Here is a 23,557-nt window from a genome sequence, read left to right as displayed (position 1 = left end):
GGATCGATCCGCTATGCAGCAGGACGCTTCTCTCGCAGTTCAAAGCTTGACGCTGCCTAAAAGCGGCGGAGCCGTTACGGGAATAGGCGATACCCTTAGTCCGATTGGCCCGAGCGGAATGGCCGGCATATCGATGCCGTTGCCGGTTTCCGCCGGCCGCGGGTATGCGCCGACCCTCACGCTCAATTACAGTAGCGGCGCGGGCAACGGCACATTCGGGGTCGGCTGGCTACTTGCACTGCCCTATGTTCGGCGTCGAACCAATCGCGGTGTGCCGCGCTACGACAACGGCCCCACCGACGAATTCGTCGGCCCGAACGAGGAGGTGCTGGTCGCCGAGCGCGACGAACACGGCGTAACGGTAGCGGCAACGGTCACCCGCTACAACGACAAGGATCTACAGACGACATACCGTGTCACGCGCTATTTCCCGCGCATCGAAAGCGCTTTCGATCGGATCGAGCATTGGCAAGGCGAGCGCGCAACGGACGACTTCTGGCTGATTCATGGTGCGGACGGTCAACTGCATTGCCTCGGCAAAACGGCGGCCGCGCGCGTGGCGAACCCCGACCATCCGGAACAGATCGCGGAATGGCGCATCGAGGAATCGGTCAATCCGTTCGGTGAGCATATCTATTACCACTATGTTGCCGAAAATGGAGATGGCGTCACGGCAAGCAACGAAGCAACACGCGATCACTCGGCCAATCGCTATCTCGCCGAGGTCTTCTACGGCAATCGGACAGCCGCGACTGACCTGTACCTTTGGGATCGCGAGGACGCCGGCAGCGTCGGCTGGCTGTTCAGTGTCGTGTTGGATTATGGCGAGCGCGGCGTCGACTTCAACACGGCGCCCCCTTACACCGTCCCGCCCGGCCAAACTTGGCCGCTGCGCACGGACAGCTTCTCCCGCTACCAGTATGGCTTTGAAGTGCGTACACATCGGCTGTGCCGCCAGGTTCTGATGTTTCATCACTTTCCGAACGAGCTGAAGCAGAACCATATGCTGGTCCGGCGCCTGCTTCTCACGTATCGCGAGTCGACGGTTCTCAGCCAACTCACGCAGGCGCGGATTCTGGCCTATGAAACCGACGGCACCGTGCAAAGCCTGCCGCCGCTCGAGTTCGGGTATAGCACCTTCGCCCCGAACGTGCTCGCTGACAGCTATCGCGTCTTCGATGGCGTCCCCGAATTGAACGACGGCGTTCATTACCAGATGGCGGACCTGTACGGCGATGGCCTGCCGGGCGTGCTGTTTCGTCACGGTACCGGCTGGCGCTACCGGGCACCGATCCGACGCGAGGTCGGCACCGACAATGTCGCGTATGGCGACTGGCAAGCCCTGCCGACTGTTCCCGGAATGCAGCCGGTACGGCTGGCGCTGACGGATATCGACGGTGACGCTCGCCTCGATTGGCTGGTCGTTCAACCTGACATGGGCGGTTACTTTTCCTTCAAGGAAGGCAACCAATGGTCGGATTTCATCCCGTTCAATGCGTTGCCGCCGGAATTTCTTCATCCGCGGGCGCAACTGGCCGATCTGGTTGGCGCGGGGCTGCCCGACCTGGCGCTCATTGGGCCGACGAGTGTGCGGCTGTATGCGAACCAGCGCGGCGGCTTCGCGCGCGGGACGGACGTCGCGCACGATACGAATAGCGCGCTGCCGATCGCGGGCCGCGACGCCAGCGAGCTGGTCGCCTTCAGCGACATGCTGGGTTCCGGACAGCCTCACTTGGTTCGTATCCGCCACAATGGCGTCATGTGCTGGCCGAACCTGGGTCGAGGCCGCTTCGGTCAACCTTTCGAATTGGCAGCTCTGGATTTCGATCCCGCCACCTTCAATCCGAAGCAAGTTCTGCTTGCAGATCTGGACGGCAGCGGCGCCACTGATTTGATCTATGTCGAACAAGATCATTTGACGCTGTACTTGAATGAGTCCGGCAACGGTTTTGCCGCGCCGGTCAATTTGCCGCTACCCAGCGGCCTCACATTCGATAGGTTGTGCCGCTTGACGTTTGCCGATCTGCAAGGCATTGGCGTCGCCAGTCTCGTGATTTCTCATCCACATATGACGCCGAGCCATTGGCGGCTCGATTTCACCAAGACGAAGCCGTACCTGATGACGTCGGTCAATAACAACATGGGAGCAAGCAAAGCATTCAGCTATCGCAGCTCGGCGCAATACTGGCTGGACGACAAGCGAGCCCATCCGCAATTGACCTCGGCACTGCCGATGCCGATCCTCACGCTTGCGCAAATCGACATGATCGACGAAATCACCGGCAACTCGTCGACACAACAGTACAGCTATCACCATGGCGTCTACGACGGCGTCGAGCGGGAATTTCGCGGTTTTAGGCTCGTGACCGCCCAGGATGCGCAGCAAGTCGTGACCACGATCCACCGGCAGATTCCGATCGCCCCGCCACAGTTCACCAAAAGCTGGTATCACGCCGGGCGGGAAGGCGATGAATCCGCGTTGCCCGGCTCACCCTATCAGGACGCCGCTGCCGTGCGCGTCAAGCCAACGCGGCTGACCCGGTTCGACGAAACTCTGCAGGATGACGTCGACCTCGGAACAACGGATCCCGATACTCGCCGTTGGCTTTTCAGAGCCCTCAAGGGCGTTCCGTTGCGCCAAGAAGTCTATGGTCGGGACGGTAACCGCAATCAAGATGTGCCCTATTCGGTATCGACCTTTCGCTATCAGATCCGACAGGTTCAAGCCAAGGCCGAGCATGCAAGTCCGGTTGCACTGCCCGATGCGCTCGAACAGGTCAACTATTCGTATGAGCGCATCGCTGTCGACCCGATGGTCGGACAACAGATCTGGATTCGGCGCAATCGCTACGGCGCAGCGACTTGGCAAGTGGATGTCCACTATCCGCGTCGCCCGAAACCACCGGTCGATCCGTATCCAGACACGCTGCCTGCCACTAGCTGGTCAAGCAGCTACGACGACCAGCAACGCGACCTGATCTTGAACGAGACGCGGAGCCAGTTCATCGATCTCGACGCGGCACACGCATGGCGACTGGGACTTCCTTACCGGCAGCGTGGAAATGTGCTGACCTACGGTGCGGAGCGGGTGCCTCCAGGAGGGGTCAATTTCGAGGTGCTGACCCAGGCGGGCGGTTTGCTGGATGCGTCCCGGCCGCGCACTTACGCGGGACAGCAGTTGACAGTCTATACGGACGCGCAGGTTGGCCTGACAGCGCTCGTCGATCATATCGAGACGGCCGAATTCGACGCCCCGGCGCTTGATGCGTTCGACGGCGTGCTGACTGAATCGGCGCGCGACGCGCTGCTCATCAACGCCGGCTATCGGCTGGCCGATCGCCTGCTGCCCCCCAATCATGAGGCAGAACCGCAAGTCTGGATTGCACCGCGCGGATACACCGAATATCGAAAGGCGTCCGAGTTCTATCGTCCGGAATGCCAGCGGACAAGCTTGCTGACTGGGTTCGTGAGATATGAATACGACGAGTACGCCTGTGTATTGAAAAAGACGACGGACGCCGTCGGCAATCAAACCACAGCGCGCTACGACTATCGTTTTCTGCTGCCTGAACATATCGTGGATCTGAATGCAAACGTACACGAAGTGCTGTTCGATGCACTAGGTCGTGTGACGGCCAGCAGCTTCTACGGTACCGAGGACGGACAGAATGTCGGCTTCGCGCCAGTGACGACGTTCAAGCCGAACGGCCTGACAATCGCAAAAGCGATCGAGGAAGCGGGAAAATCGGTGCAGCAAGTCGCTGGCATTTACCTGAGCGATCCGTTGAGCTGGATGGGGCACGTCGATCAGGAAGCGCTGAAAGCCGTAACGGACGGAGCCGTATCGGCCTGGAGTGCATTGCAAACGCACGCATTCATGACCGCCGACGGCCGCATTCTGTCGGCTGGCCGGACATGGGCGGCCGTCGGAGCGCCGATGCTCGAACTTCCGGAGGCCATCCGGATACACATTCAGACACTGCTCCGCCTTCCCGTCCAACATGCATCCCTGGTCGCGGATCGTTACCCGGCTGACAGCGCGCAGCAGGTTAGGGTCAGTGTCGGCTACGTTGATGGTAATGGCCAAGCACTGCAAAACACGCAAAAGGTACCGCCGGGGATAGCGTGGCAGCGCGATGCACGGGGTGAAATCGTTGTCGATCAGAAAGGAAAACCCGTCAGCCTGCCCACCACGACACGGTGGGCGGTTTCCGGCAAAGTCGAATACGACAACAAGGCTCAACCGGTCCGCATCTATCAGCCTTACTTCATCGATGACTGGCGCTATGTGATCGACACGGCGATGCGAGCCTGTGGCTATGCAGACACGCACTTTTACGATGCGACCGGACGCGAAGTGCAAGTGTTGACCGCCAAAGGTTATCTACGCCGTACAAGCTATTACCCATGGTTCACCGTGACCGAAGATGAAAACGACACATGGCTGCCGCCTAGCTGACGCCATCGCAATCAACATCATTCGAGACTGAAATGCCATGCATTCCTCTTTAAATCTGGCGTTCGGTACCCCAACCCTGACGGTGTTGAGCAATCGGGGTTCGCAGGTGCGCACGCTGACCTATAACCGGCAGGTGGCAAATGCCGAACTCGACGAGCGGATCGAGCGGATCGTACACAGTCCGGCAGGCTTCGTCGCTTCGCGCATCGATGCCCGTTTATTCAGCGCGGGCGGTACGCCCAACTTTTCCTACGTGACTTCGCTTACCGGCCGCGTGCTGCGAGTGGACAGCGCCGATGCCGGCGTCACCGTGACACTCGTCGACGTCGATGGCCGTCCAGCCTGGACCCATGACGGACGTGGCACTGTCGCCACGTGGATCTATGATCCGCTGGGCAGACCCCTGGCCGCCCAGGAAGCGACCGGCATCGCAGCGTTCAAGACCCGCGACAGGTGGAAATACGGCGAGGGGGAACTCAATGCGCAAGTGCATAATCTGCGAGGGCAGTGCGTGCGCCACTACGATACCGCCGGGCGATTGGCCTCATCCGGCTTTACGCTGAACGGCCAACCGCTCGACCAGATTCGCCGCCTGCTCGCTGATCCCGAGGCAATGCCCAACTGGAACGGCGACGACGAAGCAGCATGGGTGACAGCACTCGGCGTCACCGCTTATCCGACCACCTGGACCTACGACGCGGCCGAAGCATGGCTCACTCAGACCGATGCGAAAGGCAACGTCCAAGTCCGCGCTTTCGATGTGGCTGGCAGATTGGCCAACAGCAGATTGAAGCTCGCCAGCGGCAGTTGGCAGCCGGTGCTATCGGCGATCGACTACAGTGCGGCTGGGCAGGTGCTCAGCGAAACGGCAAGCAATGGCGTGATCGCGCGTTGCGAGTACGAACCGCAGACGCAGCGCCTGATCAGGTTGAGCGCAACGCGCCCGGCTCAGGCAAGCCATTCGCCGGTCCTGCAGGATCTACGCTACCAGTATGACCCGGTCGGCAATCTTCTCAACGTATACGACGACGCACAGCCGACCACCTATTGGCGCAACCAGAAAATCGAGCCGGCACACATCTATACATACGATGCACTGTATCAATTGATATCGGCAACGGGTCGAGAAATGATCAACCGTGGTCGACAAGGCGCGGAACTTCCCAAGCCGCTCATTCCGCTGCCGAATGACGACTCCGTCTATACGAACTACACCCGCGCCTATACCTACGACCGAGGTGGAAATCTGACGCGAATCCAACATCGGGGCGCGGTGAACTACACGCAAGAGATCGTCGTGTCCGACCGCAGCAATCATGCGCTCCAGCAAAATGCCACAGGCACCATCACCCCGGCCGGTGTTGACGACGGGTCATGGTTCGATGCGTCCGGTAACCAGCGCATGTTGCTGCCGGATCGGCTGCAGCCGCTGAACTGGAACGATCGCAACCGACTCTCGGGCGTCACGCTGGTTCCGCGCCCCAGCCAGCCGGACCGCGAGACATACCAATACGGTGCTGACGGGATGCGGGTGCGCAAGCACGCAACCCTGCGGACATCAGGCACAATCCGCACATCGGAAGTGATCTACCTTCCGGGGCTGACGCTGCGGATAACGACGAATGACGATGGGCGAGCCGAGAAAGTTGTCGCGGTGCTACAGGAAGTCAAAGTCGACGCCAGCCGTTTAAGCGCGCGAACCTTGCACTGGGAAGCCGGCCAACCGTCGGGCATCGCGAACGACACGACGCGCTATGGCATCGGCGATCTGATCAACTCGATCGGGCTCGAGTTGGACGAGCAGGCGAACCTGATCAGCCGGGAAGAGTACTACCCATACGGCGGAACTGCGGTGTGGACTGCATGCAGCCAAGTGGAAGCGGACACCAAATATGTCCGCTACTCGGGCAAGGAGCGCGATGCAACCGGCCTATACGACTACGGCTGGCGCGCCTATCAGCCGTGGATCGGACGATGGCTCAATCCCGATCCGGCCGGTACGGTCGATGGCCTAAACCTCTATCGGATGGTCATGAATAACCCATCTAAGTTTGTTGACGCCACCGGTCTGGCGCCAACAAATCCAAAGGAGGAGCTTTATAACAAATACAAGGCCGCCCATGTGGAAAGAACCGCCTACGACAGAACCCTTCCATTTGAGATAATGGATGACGTAACAGGCAAAGCGATAATATTCGAACAAAATAAGGTGGATGAAAAAATACTAGATTCCGCCAAGAACAAAAAATTCACAATCAGGCATTACACCAAATTAAAGCCCGGACAAAAACCATTCGATGAGATCGCTTCAAATTTCGATTTACACCACAAAAATCCAGAATTATTTGATACAAAAGAATCCGGAAGCAATACAAACAAAGACGATTGGATCAGACTCGGAAATACATCCTTTACATTCTTTCTGCTTTCAATTAACGAGGAAGTATCTCAGCGTAATTTTTTATCAAATACAACGCACTATGCCGAGATCGATATTGAAAATCCTGATGAACTCAAATCGCTCGGACTTGAAAATGCAGATTTTTTCGCATCGCCGGATTTAATAAACGAAAAAGATTTGAGCAAAGTTCCCGCTGTAAAGGGAAAACTTTCCGACCTAAAGTCGATTCTTCTCGAAAAAACAAAACTTAAACCAATAGCAGTTAAAACAATGACCGCAAAGGTAATTCTCAATGAAATTGACGCAAAATTCAAAAACAAGCTGGAAATAAAAATCCCTGGGAATGTCAAGGCTAATAGGTGGTTTGAAAAATGAAAATAAGCCCCCCTGTTTAAGCTACAGTGACGCGCAAAGTAAATCGTGACAAGTTTCGCGACCGCTTGCCTGTGACCGCCTCAATCGCTTCTACGCAGCACACGCAGACCAGCTTCGGACGGCAATGACGAATCACGCGAAAGTGCGCCCTCTCGTATTCGAGCTGTTCCGCGACATCTTCGCCCTGTGGCTTGAGTTGCCCGCGGCAATCGGGGCAGTCCGTCGGCGGGCGGGTGGATGGGCTCTGCACGCTCAAGGTGATCCGGCAACGGTTGCGGCCCGCGTCTCCACGGCTCGGCAGCTTCGCTGCAGCAGTCATAGTCATACCGGCCGAAACTTCGCCGGCCTGCAGGTCTTCCAGTCGCAATTCAAGCTGTTCGATCCGGCGATCCCGCTTCTCCGATTTCCGGTCGAACTGTATCTGGCGCAGCTTGGCGATCGTCAGCTTCAGATGTGCTGATCTCGATCGCGCTTGACGAGAGCCGCTCGCGCAAACTGGCGACCACCGCCGTCGGTACGTCAATCTCATTGGGGAGATCGGCAGGAGCAGCAGGCATGCAGCGAACCTTACACGATGCCCCCTCAAGCTCGCTACGCATCGTGCGGCAAGGGCTCAATAGCGCAGCTTCATGTGAACCAAAGGAAATGGTCTGCCTGCAGAGTCGGTTGCCGAGCGCCCAACGTCCTCGAAGCCATAGCGTCGGTAAAACGCATGTGCTCTCGGATTCTGCTCATTGACGTCTACCGTGAGATTCGCATGTAGCTTTCTCGCGTGGTCAAGAAGTCTTGTGCCAACCCCTTGACCGAATCTCTCCGGATCGACAAACAGCATTTCGATCTGTGCTTCATGCATGCCGATGAATCCGGTGATATCGCCATCGGCATCTTCGCACACCCATACATCTACGCCTGGCAAATAGGTGTCTCTGACCTGCGGATAGAGATCCTCGATATCCTGCTCACACAAAAATGTGTGAGTCGCTCGCACAGAGCGCAGCCAGATTTCGACCAATACCGGATTGTCGGCAGGAACGCGTTTTCGTATATCCATAATCTTCAAAAAAAGAACCTTCATTGGCCTCATTGCGGACCCTGCGGCGTCGCTGCTCAATTAGCAGTTGCGAGTGCGCTCGATGCCGGCATTATCGGTTCCGCGCATGACCGGCCCGTCCGTTGTCAGGTTGTGCATCTAATGGAGACTGCACTGTCGTATCGATCGTGAATGCGAACGGGAAGCGTCCCAACACGGCACTTGCCTGCGCCTCTAGCGCCGGGTCCACAAGGGCGACCCGTACCGATACACCGCGCGGCGCATCGCTTTCGACCGTGACACGAGCATTGGTCATGCCGGCTGCGTAGAGTGCGAAGCGAAGCGCGTCGGCAGTTTCCCGTCGCTTCAACTCCGGTTTAAAGATCTTTCCTACGGCCGTCAATGGCATCGCGTCGACGATCCGGATCTGCTTCGGTAGTGCGGCTCGTTCGCCGATTTCTGCGCGCATGAATTCCGCGAGATCATCTTCGGACGCACGTGCGCCCGCCTTGAGCTGCACATACGCCACCGGCAACTCGCCGGCATGCGCGTCGGGTCGACCAACGGCTGCGGCGATCTGAACCGCAGGATGGCGATGTAGAGGCTCCTCAATCGTCGCTGGATCGATGTTGTGACCGCCTCGGATTATCAGATCCTTTTTGCGGCCGGTGAGGTGGAAATAGCCGTCTTCGTCGCAACACCCAAGGTCGCCCGTGTTCAGCCAGCGGCGACCATCACCGAGCTCCACCCAGAGATCCCGGTTTTGTTCCGGCTGTACGTAACCGGCAAAGACGTTCGGGCCGGCGATCACGAGCAGGCCGACTTCACCCGGGACGCAGTCGCGGAGGTAACGGCCGTCGTCGTCGATAACGACGGCTTTCATCATCTGGCCTGGGATGCGCAACCCAATCGATCCTAGGCGGCGCTCACCGAACGGCGGGTTCACGCTGCTTACACACGCCCCTTCCGTGAGTCCGTAACCTTCGAGAATCCGGATCCCGGTCCGCTCCTGGAATGTGCGGAGCACCTCGATCGGCATCGGGGCCGCGCCACACAGCCCGTATTCGAGAGAACCGATGTGTCTGTCGCCGATCGGCACGTCGAGCAGTGACGCATAGAGCGTGGGCACGCCGCTGAAGAAGTTGATGCGATGGTGCTCGACCAGTTCCCAGAAGCGCCGGACGACACCTTCACCGCGATACCCTTGCGGCGTGCCCAGCACGACGTGGGCTCCGCGTGAGAACGGCACGAGCCCGGTCGCCAGAACGGCATTGACGTGGAACAACGGCAGGCCGCAGAAAATCGTCTTGCCGGGGCCGATACCGGCGCCGAAGAACTGGCCGACGCTCCACGCATTGGCAACTTCGTTGCCGTGGCGGCGCATTGCGATCTTCGGCAATCCGGTCGTGCCACCAGTACAAAAGAACGACGAAAGATCCTCGGGGTCGAAGTGGCGAGCGCTGTCGAGTGCCACCTCCGACTCACGTGCGATCGACCGGCCGAAGTCGTGGAGGCCGATTTGCGCTGGCACCGCGCTCCGAACACCGCCCGAGCCGTGCAGCCTCGCGCACTCCCTCAGCTGCAACAGGCGCGCCACGAATCGTCTCGGCCCGCGCACGCGATCAGCCAGATTAACGAGCACCAGATGCCGCAGCGTACCGACTCGGTTGAGCACCGGCTGCACTTTCGGCCAGAGATCGGTGCCGGGAAACGGCGCCAGCGTCACGAGTACTTCCACCTTCGCCGCGTTCAGCAATTCGGCAATTGCAGCCGACTCCAGAAGCGGGTTGATCGCGCAGACGATGCCTGCCGCCTCGCCGCCCCAGATGACGAAATGCGTTTCGGGCAGGTTCGGCAGGATATAGGCAACCACCGTGTCTCGGCGCACGCCGACGCGTGCGAAAAAGTTCGCGGTGCGCGTGATGTCATGAACCAGTTCGCGATAAGTCCAGCGCGCCGCGTTGCGATGATCGTCGGCACGCAGGAAGAACGACAGCGCGGGCGCGGACGGATCGTGCGCGGCACCGCGGCAGATCATCTCGTATGTGCTGGCCGGCAAATCCGCCGGCGGGCCGCTTGCCTCGATCGCGACGACGTCCGCTTGATTGGCGATCCCGTTCATGCGACTTCGTCCACGATGCAATTGCGTTGCACGCCGAGATCGATCAGCCCGTCCGCGCTGGCGATGTGCGCTTCGACGATGTCGCCGCTCCGTAGATACTGGCTTCTTCCCGCCTGAATTTTCATGAACATGCGCCACTTGGCAGCCTCGGGCAGCAGCGCCGCGATTCGCTGCTTCGCTGGCGACGGAACGCTTAACGCACAGCCGGATGGTGTGCCGGTCGCAATCAGGTCGCCGACATGCAGGTCATGCACACCCGACAGTTCGGTTAGTGTTGCGGCGGGTCCGTAGACGAGATTGGCCGTTGAATCCTTCTGCCGGACCTGTCCGTTGACCGTCAGCGTCAGATCGAGCGCACGAAGCTTCGGAATGTCGCGCGCCTCCAGCATGCACAGGTAAGGGCCGACCGGGCCGAACGTCCGGTAACTCTTGCCTTTGTAGAACTGCATCTCCGGGATCTGCACGTCACGGGCCGAATAGTCGTTCACGATGACGACGCCGGCAAGGTACTCGTGCAGATTCGCATCAGTGATTGTCTGACGGGCGATGACGTCACGCTTCATCACGAGTCCCAATTCGATCTCGTAATCGAGGAAGCGCACTCGTCGAGGCCGCACGACGGGCGAATCCGCCGGCACGATGCAGCCCGGCGCCTTCGTAAAGATCATGTTGAAGGTCTTTACATCGGGGTTCATGCCAGATTCGATCATGTGCTGGCGATAGTTGGCGCCCTGACACACGAATTGCTGATTGCGTGTGATAGGCGACAGCCACTCCACGTCCGATTCCGGAATCGTCGGCCCGGACAGTGCGGCCAATACGTCGATGCGGTTCGCGCGGATGAAATCGGCCGTTGTCTCGAACTCGCCCGGAATCGGCGTGATCGCGCCTTGCCGGATGACGCCCCACTGGGCATGGCCTTGATGCTTGTAATGCAGAACGTGCAATGACATGAATGTGCCTCGAATGACTGAACGAATCGGCAATGCGTCACGCGAACAGCTTGGCGAGCGTTTTCAGCTTGCCGACCGTCACGTCGGGACTGCGCCGGAGACTGCGCACGAGCGCGGCTACGCTGGCCAGCGTGAACTTGGGTTTGGTGAAGCTGCGCGGCATGGCCTGCCCCCACTGGGACATCGCTTCGCGGCTGACCGCGTGGACCCCCATCGGCAGCTCGGACGTGAACAAATCGCCGTCGCAGTAATGCTCATGCTTGTCGCCCCACGGGTCCTGCCAATAGTCGAAGATTTGGCTGCCGAGGATGTGCCGCCCGATGCCCCATGCATGTGTCCAGCCCTTGTCGCGCAATACGCGCTGGCCCATGCCGACCGCGTCGGCGTCCACGACCTCGTAAGCGCTGTGACTGTAGAGCGGCGCGAAGCCCTGGGCCAGCGCGAGCGTGTGATGGTCCGCCGGCGTCGCGCCAAGATCGAGTCGCATGAACGTCACCGCAGGCGAACCGTCGGGCAACACCTGCACGTCGCTCGGGATGAAACCGAAATGCTGGGTGTACCACGCGCAGGTTTGCTGGAAATCCGCCAGCTCCAGCACCACGTGCCCGAGCTTGATCACCTCCGGCGGCTCTTGTGGCAGGCGTTGCGTGTCGTTGATGCGGGGGGTGCCATCTGTCGTGTTGAGCAGCAGAGGCGGCCGGTGCGGCAACGGGGCAGCCTGCGCTTGCCCGAACACGGCATCGACGCGAAAGCCGGACGGATCGACGAGACGCACGCGATGCCCGCCACCCGGCCAGTCCGACGCCTCGACATCGGATGCACCGGGCACGCGCGCGAGCGCATGCAGATCGTCGATGCGATTCACGGACAGACCAAAGCCGACGAAGCGGGCTTTGGACGCCTTTCGGACGACGTAGCAAAACGGCGCCGGCCCGGTGCCGCGTAGGAACATGCGCTCACTGTCGCGCGAAACGGTCCGAAGCCCGAAGTCGTTCAGAAATTGCTCGGCTTTGGCAAGGTCGGGACGATCGAAAATCAGGTATGCCAGCGCAGACGCTTTCGTTGTGGGACGCACATGGCGAGCCGGTTGCGGTGTAGTCAGTTGCATGTCCAAGGCCTCAGGCAGAAGATTGGGCAGGTTCGGCGACGGACGACGTCGTGCCGATCGGTGTGCCGAGCAGAGCCAAGCTCTCGGAAACCAGACGATTCGCTTCGCTCGCCGGTCCGTCGTGGACGACCACCCGGTCGGGCCGTACCACGGCGGCCCAGCCGAACGGCACGGCGCGCGGCAAGAACACGCCTTCGAGATCCTCCCAACTACCGCTCGCCGCAAGATGCAACCGCTGCCCGCGATGTGCGATCTGGATGATTGATCCACCGGCGGCGGCAAACGCCGCAGCCGTTCCATCGTCGAGTGCTGCGCCTGCGTCGCGACCAAACCCGATCAACGTAAGACCCGAGCCCTGGACGTCGTCGCTCAGACAGGTCCGGCCATCTGCGCCACGCACCCAACCCTGCGGCAAGACCGCGCCACGCACCAATCCGGACTTCGTGCAGCCTGCAACGAAGAGCCCGCGCCGGCACGCGTTCCCGGGTTTGATCTGGAGTTCTTCAAAATAGGCACGCCACTTCGGCACGAGCCGAGTTGCGCGCATCAGGCCGTGCGTAAACAGCGCGACGCCGGCATTACGCGGCATCACCAACCGCCCCATGAGCTTCGCGAATCGAATCATCGCCTTCACATGAGGCCGCCGTTCCTGGTCGTAAGTGGCGAGAATTCGCGGCGCCGCGTGCCCCCTTATGACCAATGCGAGCTTCCAGCACAGATTGGCGGTGTCGCGCAGCCCTGCGACGAGCCCCTGTCCGACAAAGGGCGGTGTGATGTGTGCCGCGTCGCCCGCCAGGAACACGCGCCCCTGGCTGAACGTATTCACCGTTCTCGCGTGAAAACGGTAGACCGCCTTGCGCTCGATCACCATGTCGTCGACATTACCCCAAGGCGCGAGCAACTCGCGGATACGCGCGTCGGACTCCATCTCCTCGCGCGTCTCGCCGGGGCGCAGCATGAATTCCCAGCGCTCGCGCGCTCCGGGCGCCGCCATGTGCGGCGTCGGCCGCCGGTGATCGCAAATGAATTCGACGTGGTCGATCGGGCGGGGGACGTTGCGGGCGTCCACGATGAGCCAGTCCTCCGCGAAAGTCTTGCCCTTGAATGCCTGCCCGATCAATTGACGAACGAGTGAACTTGCACCGTCGGCGCCGACCAGGTAACGAGCCCGGACTTTGTGGGTATATCCCTGTCCCAGGTCCAGCGTCGCCGCTATCGCCTCTTGCCCCGAGTCGATGCTGCGCAGTGAGACGCCGAGCGCCGCCCGCGCGCAGCCGTATTGCTGCAGGCGGCGGCGCAGGCATCGTTCGAGATCCGGTTGATAGAACGTTACGAGCTTCGGATGCCCGTCGATGCTGCCCAGCGTGTTGGCCTTGCCAAACTCTCCCAAGAGCGGTGAACGCATCCGCACGCAAGGAATCGCCACGGTTTCCAGCTCGTGCTCCGTCACGCCGATGAGTTGCAGGATGCGCAACGCCTCGTTATCGAGGGCGATGGCCCGGGGTGCCATGTAGATGCCGGTCGACTTGTCGATCACGAGCACATTCACGCCGTAGCGCGCGAGCAGATTGGCTGCCGCGGCTCCGACCGGCCCGAAGCCGACGATCAGTACATCGACGTCCGAAGGCAGATTTTCGACGACCTTCCGGTCAAGGCCGAACTGCGCCTCGGAGCCGGCATCCAGCTGCACATTTGTCTCCACAAGCACTCCATTGAGCGATCCGTCCGGCTCGGTTCGGCCGGCAAATGACATTCAACTCATAACTGATAATTTTGTCAACAATGATGTTTGAGTCTATACTTGAGATTCGATGCACGACTGTGATGCCATGCCAAATTCATTCGAGTCCCGCGTGGGCAAGCGCGCGCCAGAGGGCACGCCTGACACCGTCGCCCCGGAGCGCGAGCCGCGCGGTGCCCGCCGTAAGCGCGAAACACGAGCACGGCTGCTTGAAGCGGCGCTCAGGCTGATGTCGGAAAAAGGGGCGGAAGGTGTGGCGATCAACGAGATCACCGAGGCGGCCGATGTCGGGTTCGGCTCGTTCTACAACCACTTCGAATCGAAGGAAGCGATCTATGCAGCGCTCGTGGAGTGGGTGTTCGAGGAATTTGCCGATACGCTCGACCGTGCCACAGCAGATTTGTTGGATCCCGCCGAGGTCATTTCAGTATCAGTTCGACACACGTTGCTGCGCGCGCGACGTGAACCCGTCTGGGGGCAATTCCTGATTCGGGAGGGTTTATCTGCGCGTGCGTTGAGCCAAGGGCTCGGACAGCGGCTGCTGCGGGACGTGCAGAAAGGTGCCGCCGATGGACGGTTCGATGTCGCGGATCCGCTGATGTCCGTTCTTTCTGTTGGCGGCACGGTCCTCGCCGCGATTGCCGCAGACTTGCAGTTCGCCATACCTTCCAGCCCTATGGCGCATGGATTTGGGACACTTGGATTCGGCAACGAAGACTTCCCGGAGCGGACTGCGAGTGTCCTGCTGCAAACACTCGGGCTCTCCCGCGTCGAGGCTCAAGAGATCGCTCACCGACCGTTGCCGGCCGTCTCGATAAGCGCGCATGCTCTGTAAGGGGTAACAGGCCGGACAATACTGTTGTGGCGAAGGGTGTGCGTCTGCGGATCAGGGAAAACAATATATAAAGTGCATTGGACGGGCTTATCGCTTGCGCCGCGCATGATCTTCAAGACGACCGGTCTGCGACACTGACGTCCGAATGCAATGGTCGCTCGCGTGGCAGAACGGACTTTCGGCTCGATTTCAAGGCCCCAATGCGTTGCGTAATGCGACAACAAGTCAATCCGGCTAGTTTCGTCCATCTCTGCTAATCGTGGCTCATGACGTGGTCAATGCAAGCACGGGCGAACCGCACGCGCCCGCCCACGGATGAAGGGGCTGCTCATCGATGGCTTTCACACGGTTGGTTGACGTTCGATAAACGCGGCCGGATAGAGCTTGCCGTAGGCGCCGGCGAGCTCCTCATCCGAGCGCTTTAGAAGTGACTTCGCGTCCGCATTCCGGAGCAAAAGGGCCGTCGATATCAGAATCAGTGTGCCGGAAATCGCGACGCCGGTCATCGCGCTGCTGTGCGCGACGACGAAGCCCATCGTTTGCGTCGCAAATGGATTAAGGCACGACGATAAAAAAGCCACTCCGGCGGTCATGCGCGATCGAAACGCCGGTGGCGTTGCCGCAGCGCGCAGCGTGCTGACGTTGATATTAAAGACAGCGAAGCCGATTCCCCCGATCACGAAACACGCACATAAGACGGGGATCCGCGACCGCCACCGGAATTGTCGAGCGAGTTCGAGACCGCGACAGTCATCGGGCCGGTGCCGGTCTGCATGATCATGCCGCCGCGATTCACGAGGTCAGCCGCGTTCAACGACACCTGATCAGCCTGCACGCACGGTACCGGCGCGGTTGTCGAGCGTCGTGGCACTGACCGTCGCCGTCTGGCCGGCGATCGAGCCGCCGTTGTTCGCGAGATGCGCGCCGGCATCGACCATAACGTTTCGCGCGGCCTGCAACAGGCCGCTGCCGTTGTCGACCGACTGGCCCGCGACACGCAGATTCGTGTTGGACGTGATCCTGCGATATGAACTTATCCAAGCTCACCTCGCTAATTCCGAGCTTGCGGCAGATCTCCTCGACCTTCGTACCCAGCTCGGCTTGCTTCAGGGCAAATGCGATCTGCTCTTCCGTAAACTTGCTCGTCTTCATAGCATGGCCTTCGTGTCCGCTTGGACACATCATGCCGAATTTCTCTACTTTTGCACCGGACTATTTCTTGGGTCAGGGTCAATCCCGTCCCCTTAAACGCAAAAAACCCGCGAAGCCTTTCAGCTACGCGGGTTTTCAGATGTCTCCGAACATCTCGAGACAGATATTTGGTGGGCCCCCCGGGAGTCGAACCCGGCACCAACGGATTATGCTTACCAACTATGGCTTTCGCCACCCCTTTCGAGTTTGTGGTCTGGACTGTCTCTTGTCTTTACGACCTGCCCGTCCAGTCTCTACACGTTCTCTCTATCGAGAGCTTCGCTCGGGATTGCCACGCCGCGCACCTACCACCCAGCAGCAGAGGTTTCCCCGAATTTGAGCAGTTCTACCGCAAAGCAGAGTGAACTTACTCTGCGGCAACCCGTGTTGTGCCGCCCGTACCCGCAAGGGCCGTAGGGCAACACTGATCAAGTCCGCTGCTCTAACCAAGCATGAGCTAGAGGCCCAGAGCGCAAGATTGTACCCTACCGACGCTCGCGCAATACAGGGATCTTTCGTATCGAAGCATAGTAGCCGCAATTGCCGAAAAAGCCCCGATCAAAAAAAGCCCCGGCCATACAAGCCGGGGCCTCGTTGTAACCGTTCACGAATAAACCGCCGCCATTTTTTACGCCACGGCGGCGGCAATCGCGATTAGACGCGCTTAGTTTCCTTCGAGGAAGGACTTCAGCTTGTCCGAACGGCTCGGATGACGCAGCTTGCGCAGCGCCTTCGCCTCGATCTGACGAATCCGCTCACGCGTGACGTCGAACTGCTTGCCGACTTCCTCGAGCGTGTGATCGGTGCTCATTTCGATACCGAAACGCATGCGCAATACTTTCGCCTCGCGCGGCGTCAGCGAATCGAGCACGTCCTTCACGACGTCGCGCATGCTCGCATGCAGCGCGGCATCCGCCGGTGCGACTGTGTTGGTGTCCTCGATGAAGTCGCCGAGATGGGAATCGTCGTCGTCGCCGATCGGCGTTTCCATCGAGATCGGCTCCTTCGCGATCTTCATGATCTTGCGGATCTTGTCTTCCGGCATCTCCATCTTCTCGGCGAGCGTGGCCGGATCCGGCTCGAGACCGGTTTCCTGCAGGATCTGCCGCGAGATGCGGTTCATCTTGTTGATCGTCTCGATCATGTGAACCGGAATACGGATCGTGCGCGCCTGGTCCGCGATCGAGCGCGTGATGGCCTGGCGGATCCACCATGTCGCATAGGTCGAGAACTTGTAGCCGCGACGGTACTCGAACTTGTCCACCGCCTTCATCAGGCCGATGTTGCCCTCCTGGATCAGGTCGAGGAATTGCAGACCGCGGTTCGTGTACTTCTTCGCGATCGAGATCACGAGACGCAGGTTCGCCTCGGTCATCTCGCGCTTCGCCTGGCGTGCCTTCAACTCGCCCGCCGCCATCTGGCGATTGGTTTCCTTCAAATCCTTCAACGGCAGCACGACGCGCGCCTGCAAATCGAGCAGACGCTGTTGCTGCTCATGGATCGCCGGAATGTTGCGCAGCAGAACGGCACTGTATGCATGCCCTTCGCTTGCGATCTTTTCGGCCCAACTGAGATCGGTCTCATTGCCCGGGAAGCGCGCGATGAATTCCGAGCGCGGCATCCCGCACTTGTCGACGACGATATGCAGGATCTGACGCTCGACCTGACGCACTTCGTCAACCTGCGCACGCAGCGTGTCGCACAGACGCTCGACGGTACGCGCGGTGAAGCGGATCGACATCAGCTCGTTCTGGATCGTTTCCTGCGCCTTCAGATACGACTTCGACTTGTACCCTTCCTTCTCGAACGCGCGACGCATCTTGTCGAACCATTCGCTGATGAGCGCGAACTTCTCGAGCGACGCGCGCTTGAGCGCCTCGAGCTGGGCCGCATTGGCGGTGGCCTGCGCGGAACCGTCGTCGTCGTCCTCTTCCTCTTCTTCGTCCTCTTCGGCTTCCTCGCCTTCCGCCTCGATTTCCTCGGCATCCTTCTCGGAGAAGCCGTCGGTATCTTCCGCGTTCGGATCGATCAGGCCATCGACGAGTTCATCGACGCGAATTTCCTCGTTCGCGACACGCTCGGCCATCGCAAGAATATCGGCGATCGTGGTCGGGCACGCGGAGATCGCCATCACCATGTGACGCAGGCCGTCCTCGATCCGCTTCGCGATCTCGATTTCGCCTTCGCGCGTAAGCAGCTCGACCGTGCCCATCTCACGCATGTACATCCGCACCGGATCGGTCGTGCGGCCAAACTCGGAATCGACAGTCGACAGCGCGACTTCCGCCTCTTCCTCGACCTCATCGTCGGACGACGCGGCAGGCGCGTTGTCGTTCAGCAGCAGCGTTTCGGCATCGGGCGCCTGCTCGTACACAGCGACGCCCATGTCGTTGAACGTGCCAATGATTCCTTCGAGCGCTTCAGTCTCGGTGAAATTGTCCGGCAGGTGATCGTTGATCTCGGCATACGTGAGGAAGCCACGCTCCTTGCCAAGCTTGATCAGCGCGCGCAGCTTTGAACGCCGCTCTTCGAGCTCTTCGGCGGTGCCGGGCTGGCTCGTCGCGAACGCTTCCTTCAGCAGCGCTTTTTCCTTCGCGCGGCGATCTCGCGCCTTGGCCTTTTCGCCCTTACCCGCCGCAGCGACAGGCTGCTGCTCGTCGCTTTGGTTTGCGTCGTCATCGACGGATACTTCGTTCAGCTTTTTCGTCATGGAGTTCGCCGTACCGGCTAAATCGACTCGCGGCTGCTTGACTACAGCCGGTTGGACCGTGGATCGAGCAACTGCCGTTTCGTCCTGCCCGGCTGCCGCTCCCCTGAGGCTTTTCGCACTCGCCCGCGCCGAAGCCGGCCTGACGGCCGCCTTCGCCCCGGACTTCACAGTGGCCCGCGATGCGCTGACCACTGGCGCCGGCGCAGCCTTCGCGGTGCCGGCCGCGGTTTGCTTGCCCGCCGAAGGCGTCGCGCCGGCCGAAGACGACTCCACGGAAGAAGCCGCGGTTTTGGCTGCCTGGCCCCTCAGGGCCGCTTCGACTGCCTTGCCCGCCGCTTTTTTCCCGCCGGTAGTCTTTGCCATCGCGAAATTCACCTCAGCTCAGAAAACAAACCGCTGAAAACCTTATATTATAGCACGTTGAGGTAGCCCCTCCCCGGCCGGTTTACAACCCCAGCCTCCGCTTCATGTCTGCCAAGTTGTGATGTAAGTCCTTGATTTCCGCCAATTCCTCGGCAGTGGGCGTCGATCGCTTCGACAAAGCGTTAAGCCTGTCGCGGCACGCGTCGTAGCGCATTTTGAGCACCGCTGCCTGAAGTTCCTCCGCAGCAATCCGTTCCTGCTCGCGCCCGCTCTGCAGCGCGTCATCGCCCTCCGGATTCTGTAGCATCAAGTCGCGGACATTTTCATCATAGACCAGAATTTCCTTGAAAATTTCGTCGTACGTGGCCGAGTTAACCGAATTACGTAATACGTCCGACAGCAGCCGGAACTCCGCTGCGTCGCCCAGCGCGCGCGCATGAGCGATCACTTCGTCGAACAATTCGCCATTTCTCGGCAGCATGCGCAGCGTATTGACGCTTTCATCGTCGAGCACCGCCGCGATGCGCGGATGCATCACCAAATTGCGCAGCGCGCGCTTTTCGTTGTCCGTCACCCGCCGCCTATCGCTACGCGCAGGCGCCTGACGGGCGGGCGCGGCAATACGCGCATCCACGTCGATCAGCGTGGCGACCTCGTCGAATGCAATGCCGAGGCGATCCGCGAACATGTGCATGATCTGCGCGCGCAACGCGTTCGCGGGCAGCGCCTGCAATAGCGGCTTCGCATCATAAAGCGCCTTCGCGCGCCCTTCCGGCTGGTCGAGTTCCTTACCCGCGACCGCCTCATTCAGCAAAAACTGCGACAGCGGCATCGCCCGCCTCACCTGCTCCGAAAAAGCATCCGCCCCGAATTCCCGAACGTAACTGTCCGGATCGTGCTCGGCGGGCAGGAACAGGAAGCGGATCGTCCGATTGTCAGCCGCATGGGGCAAGCACGCCTCCAGCGCACGCCGTGCGGCGCGCCGGCCAGCGGCGTCGCCGTCGAAACTGAACACGACGGTATCGGTCTGGCGCAGCAGCTTTTGCACGTGGATCGGCGTGCACGCGGTACCGAGGGTCGCGACCGCATTCGGAAAACCGAGCTGCGCAAGCGCGACCACGTCCATATAACCTTCGACGACAAGCACGTACTTATGCTCGCGGATCGCGAGCCGGGCCTCGAACAAGCCGTAAAGTTCGCTGCCTTTATTAAATAAAGGCGTCTCGGGAGAATTCAAATACTTCGGCTCGCCGCCATCGAGCACGCGCCCGCCGAAACCGATCACCTGCCCTTTCACATTGCGAATCGGAAACATGATCCGTTCGCGGAAACGGTCGTAGCGGCGCGCAACGCCGCTCGCATCGGTTTTCTCGCTGACGATCACGAGGCCGGCATCAACGAGCGAATCGTGGCGGTAGTCATCAAACGCCACCTCCAGATTCTGCCAACCGTCCGGCGCGTACCCGAGCCCGAAACGCAAGGCGACCTCACCCGTCAAGCCGCGCCGCTTCAAATACTGGATCGCGTTCGGCGCGCCGCGCAATTGCTTGCGGTAGAAGTCGCACGCCGTCTGCATGACGTCCGACAGCGCGGTCGTGACCGCCTTTGATGCGGCAGGCGGGGGTGCATGACCATCGCCCGCGCCACCGCCGCTGCCGCGCAACGGCGAAGGCTCGTGCGGCACCGTAAGCCCGACGGACTGCGCAAGTTCCTGCACGGCCTCGGGAAACGTGAGCCCCGCATGTTCCATCAGAAAACCGATTGCCGTGCCATGCGCACCGCAACCGAAGCAATGATAGAACTGCTTGGTCGGGCTGACCGTAAACGACGGACTCTTTTCGTTGTGGAACGGGCAGAGGCCCATGAAATTGGCGCCGCCCTTCTTGAGCTGCACATACCGGCCGACCACGTCGACAATGTCGACGCGGTTCAGCAGATCCTGCAGAAATGAGTGCGGAATCACCTTTGAATCAATCGGAAGAGGCGCCGGCCGACGCACACCGCCGCGGCCCATAAGAGCCGTTTGACAGGCGGGCGCGCGTCGCGCCGGCCGGGGGTTATTTCGACAGCGCCGCCTTGACGAGCGCGGACACGGCGGTCATATCGGCACGCCCGGCCAGCTTGCCCTTCAGCACGCCCATCACCTTGCCCATGTCCTGCGGGCCGGCCGCGCCTGTCTGCTCGACGGCCGCCTGCACTTCAGCCGCCACCTCGGCTTCCGAGAGTTGCGCCGGCATATACGCGGCAAGCACCGTCACCTCGGCCTGCTCTTTAGCGACAAGGTCGGCACGCCCCGCCGCCTCGAACTGACCGATCGAATCCTTGCGCTGCTTGATCATCTTGTCGATGACTGCGGTAATGCCGGCGTCGTCGAGCGTCACGCGCTCGTCGACCTCGCGCTGCTTGATCGCGGCCAACAGCAGGCGGATTGTCGCAAGACGCTCGCTTTCCTTCGCGCGCATCGCGGCCTTCATGTCTTCGCTGATCTGCTCTTTCAAACTCATCACACACCCGGTATGAAAAATCTCACGCGCCGCCACCTTGCGGCATCAACACAAAAACCCGCTTGAGACATTTTCCCAAGCGGGTTTGCACGCTTTGCCCTTTTGCAATTCGGGCATCGACGGCCCGCGCGCCTGGCGCCGGCCATCGAGGCGCCGCCTGGCAAGCCACGCGACGCAGGAATACTCAGTAGAGCTTTTTCGGCAGCATCTGGCTGCGGATGCGCTTGTAGTGGCGCTTCACCGCAGCAGCCTTCTTGCGCTTGCGCTCCGCGGTCGGCTTTTCGTAGAACTCCCGTGCGCGCAACTCGGTCAACAGACCGTTCTTTTCGATCGTGCGCTTGAAGCGGCGCATCGCAACTTCGAAAGGCTCGTTTTCCTTAACGCGGATGATCGTCATGATCCGTCACAAAATATTGTATTGCGGGAAAAGGACTTTTGAGTATAGCAGAGGCTGCGCACAAACGCACTAATCCGTCAAGTCTCGAGTGAAGTCCGCGGCGGCCCGCCCTGCCGCAACGCCCGACGCCCACGCCCACTGGAAGTTGTAGCCGCCGAGCCAACCCGTCACGTCGAGCGCCTCACCGACGAAAAAGAGGCCCGGCACCCGCGCACTCATCATCGTCGCCGACGACAGTTCGCGCGTATCGACCCCACCTTTCGTCACCTCCGCCTTCCGGTAGCCTTCGGTGCCGTCCGGCGTGAGCGTCCAGCGCGACAACGCGCCGCCGAGCGCGCGCAGCGTCTTGTCGGGCAGGTCGGCCATGCGCGCATCAGCACGCACGCGCGCCGCCACGAGCCACGCGTCGGCAAGGCGCGCCGGCACCCATTCGGCAAGCAATGTGCCGAGTTGCCGCCGCGACCCCGTTTTAGCATTGATCAATTCGTCCGCCGCGTCGATTTGCGGAACGAGATTGATGTGAATCGGCTCGCCCGGGCGCCAGTAGCTCGAAATCTGCAGGATGCCCGGCCCGGACAACCCCCGGTGAGTCAGCAAGATATCTTCGACGAACTCGCCACCGCCTTTTTTCGGCCCGGTCGACACCCGCGCCTCCAACGATACGCCCGAGAGCGCCGAGAACGGCGCCCACGCATCGGCCGCGAACGTCAGCGGCACGAGGGCCGGCCGAGTGTCGATCAGCTTATGGCCGAATTGCTTGGCGATCCGATACGCGAAATCGGTCGCACCGATCTTCGGAATCGACAGCCCGCCCGTCGCGACGACGAGCGCGCGCACCGCGATCGTGCCCGCACTCGTATCCAGCGCGAAACCGCCGGCCTCGGCTCGCCGGACCGCCTCCACCGATACCGGCCGCCGCCACGCGACGCCCCCTGCTTCGCATTCGCTCTTCAGCACATCGATGACCGCATCGCTCGAATGGTCGCAGAATAGCTGTCCCTTATGCTTTTCGTGCCATGTGACCCGGTATTGCTTCAGGAGCCCGAGAAAATCGCGTGGCGTATAGCGTGCGAGCGCCGATCGACAGAAATGCGGATTCGACGACAAATAATTGTCCGGCCCTGCGTACAGGTTCGTGAAATTGCAGCGGCCGCCGCCGGAGATACGAATCTTCTCCGCGAGCCGCGGCGAATGATCGAGCAGCACGACGCGCCGGCCAAGCCGGCCGGCGACCGCAGCCGTCATCATCCCGGCAGCGCCCGCGCCGATCACTGCGATATCGAAATTTTCCATGGCGCGGATTGTACCCGTGACGCGCCGGCGCCCCGCGCACGGGCAGGCTACGCGTGCGCACTGGTATACTTTTCT

At 60.6% G+C, this 23,557-nt stretch carries 15 protein-coding genes and 3 pseudogenes; 4 read left to right on the top strand and 14 right to left on the bottom strand.

Annotated elements, in window-relative coordinates; all coding sequences use genetic code 11:
* The first annotated feature begins 13 nt into the window (after window positions 1-13).
* Window positions 14-4,459 (top strand): SpvB/TcaC N-terminal domain-containing protein, encoded by a 4,446-nt coding sequence (locus tag AQ611_RS17885; RefSeq protein WP_069235564.1) that lies wholly within the window; start codon window positions 14-16, stop codon window positions 4,457-4,459.
* A gap of 37 nt (window positions 4,460-4,496) precedes the next feature.
* Window positions 4,497-7,235, top strand: a complete 2,739-nt coding sequence (locus AQ611_RS17880) for an RHS repeat-associated core domain-containing protein (RefSeq protein ID WP_069235563.1) — start codon at window positions 4,497-4,499, stop codon at window positions 7,233-7,235.
* A gap of 61 nt (window positions 7,236-7,296) precedes the next feature.
* Here AQ611_RS17880 and AQ611_RS24945 read toward each other — a convergent pair.
* The 6 genes and pseudogenes from AQ611_RS24945 to AQ611_RS17850 all read right to left on the bottom strand — a co-directional run.
* Window positions 7,297-7,792: pseudogene (locus tag AQ611_RS24945) on the bottom strand (IS66 family transposase); the annotation flags it as partial.
* Between the two features lie 56 nt (window positions 7,793-7,848).
* Complete coding sequence (locus tag AQ611_RS17870) at window positions 7,849-8,286, bottom strand: acetyltransferase (RefSeq protein ID WP_069236370.1); 438 nt, start codon at window positions 8,284-8,286, stop codon at window positions 7,849-7,851.
* Between the two features lie 91 nt (window positions 8,287-8,377).
* Window positions 8,378-10,387 (bottom strand): acyl-CoA synthetase, encoded by a 2,010-nt coding sequence (locus AQ611_RS17865; protein WP_069235561.1) that lies wholly within the window; start codon window positions 10,385-10,387, stop codon window positions 8,378-8,380.
* Window positions 10,384-11,340, bottom strand: a complete 957-nt coding sequence (locus AQ611_RS17860) for a fumarylacetoacetate hydrolase family protein (protein ID WP_069235560.1) — start codon at window positions 11,338-11,340, stop codon at window positions 10,384-10,386. The genes AQ611_RS17865 and AQ611_RS17860 overlap by 4 nt, the downstream gene beginning before the upstream one ends.
* Window positions 11,341-11,377: 37 nt before the next feature.
* Window positions 11,378-12,448, bottom strand: a complete 1,071-nt coding sequence (locus tag AQ611_RS17855) for a VOC family protein (protein WP_069235559.1) — start codon at window positions 12,446-12,448, stop codon at window positions 11,378-11,380.
* A 10-nt stretch (window positions 12,449-12,458) separates the two neighbouring features.
* Window positions 12,459-14,201, bottom strand: coding sequence for a bifunctional 3-(3-hydroxy-phenyl)propionate/3-hydroxycinnamic acid hydroxylase (locus AQ611_RS17850; RefSeq protein WP_180978107.1), 1,743 nt, complete (start codon window positions 14,199-14,201; stop codon window positions 12,459-12,461).
* Between the two features lie 76 nt (window positions 14,202-14,277).
* Between AQ611_RS17850 and AQ611_RS17845 the strand changes: the two genes are divergently transcribed.
* The gene (locus AQ611_RS17845) at window positions 14,278-15,024 is read left to right on the top strand and encodes a TetR/AcrR family transcriptional regulator (RefSeq protein WP_069235558.1); all 747 of its coding nucleotides are present in this window, start codon (window positions 14,278-14,280) and stop codon (window positions 15,022-15,024) included.
* Between the two features lie 341 nt (window positions 15,025-15,365).
* Here AQ611_RS17845 and AQ611_RS25685 read toward each other — a convergent pair whose 3' ends face one another.
* The 4 genes and pseudogenes from AQ611_RS25685 to rpoD all read right to left on the bottom strand — a co-directional run bounded on the left by AQ611_RS25685 (window position 15,366) and on the right by rpoD (window position 19,093).
* On the bottom strand, window positions 15,366-15,704 hold the full coding sequence (locus tag AQ611_RS25685) for an MFS transporter (RefSeq protein WP_102720080.1): 339 nt from the start codon (window positions 15,702-15,704) through the stop codon (window positions 15,366-15,368).
* A gap of 29 nt (window positions 15,705-15,733) precedes the next feature.
* A pseudogene (locus AQ611_RS26770) lies at window positions 15,734-16,043 on the bottom strand (hypothetical protein); the annotation flags it as partial.
* Window positions 16,044-16,065: 22 nt separating this feature from the next.
* Window positions 16,066-16,176, bottom strand: a pseudogene (locus AQ611_RS24935) (transposase); the annotation flags it as partial.
* A gap of 703 nt (window positions 16,177-16,879) precedes the next feature.
* Window positions 16,880-19,093 carry an RNA polymerase sigma factor RpoD gene (gene rpoD, locus AQ611_RS17830; protein ID WP_245637152.1) on the bottom strand — a complete coding sequence of 738 codons (2,214 nt, stop codon included), beginning with the start codon at window positions 19,091-19,093 and terminating at the stop codon, window positions 16,880-16,882.
* Between rpoD and AQ611_RS17825 the strand changes: the two genes are divergently transcribed.
* The gene (locus tag AQ611_RS17825; protein ID WP_069236368.1) at window positions 18,984-19,325 is read left to right on the top strand and encodes a hypothetical protein; all 342 of its coding nucleotides are present in this window, start codon (window positions 18,984-18,986) and stop codon (window positions 19,323-19,325) included. The two genes, rpoD and AQ611_RS17825, sit on opposite strands and share 110 nt — an antisense overlap.
* A 45-nt stretch (window positions 19,326-19,370) precedes the next feature.
* Here AQ611_RS17825 and dnaG read toward each other — a convergent pair whose 3' ends face one another.
* The 4 genes from dnaG to AQ611_RS17805 all read right to left on the bottom strand — a co-directional run bounded on the left by dnaG (window position 19,371) and on the right by AQ611_RS17805 (window position 23,482).
* The gene (gene dnaG / locus AQ611_RS17820) at window positions 19,371-21,251 is read right to left on the bottom strand and encodes a DNA primase (protein ID WP_069235555.1); all 1,881 of its coding nucleotides are present in this window, start codon (window positions 21,249-21,251) and stop codon (window positions 19,371-19,373) included.
* 94 nt (window positions 21,252-21,345) lie between these two features.
* On the bottom strand, window positions 21,346-21,792 hold the full coding sequence (locus AQ611_RS17815) for a GatB/YqeY domain-containing protein (RefSeq protein ID WP_059515111.1): 447 nt from the start codon (window positions 21,790-21,792) through the stop codon (window positions 21,346-21,348).
* Window positions 21,793-21,976: 184 nt separating this feature from the next.
* Complete coding sequence (rpsU, locus tag AQ611_RS17810) at window positions 21,977-22,189, bottom strand: 30S ribosomal protein S21 (RefSeq protein ID WP_004190342.1); 213 nt, start codon at window positions 22,187-22,189, stop codon at window positions 21,977-21,979.
* Window positions 22,190-22,258: 69 nt separating this feature from the next.
* Complete coding sequence (locus tag AQ611_RS17805) at window positions 22,259-23,482, bottom strand: BaiN/RdsA family NAD(P)/FAD-dependent oxidoreductase (RefSeq protein WP_069235554.1); 1,224 nt, start codon at window positions 23,480-23,482, stop codon at window positions 22,259-22,261.
* Window positions 23,483-23,557 lie beyond the last annotated feature (75 nt).

Origin of the sequence: Burkholderia singularis (assembly GCF_001718875.1) — a bacterium.
GTDB lineage: Bacteria > Pseudomonadota > Gammaproteobacteria > Burkholderiales > Burkholderiaceae > Burkholderia > Burkholderia singularis.
Note: the sequence above shows the minus strand (reverse complement) of the source record. Positions and strands in the feature narration are given on the sequence as shown.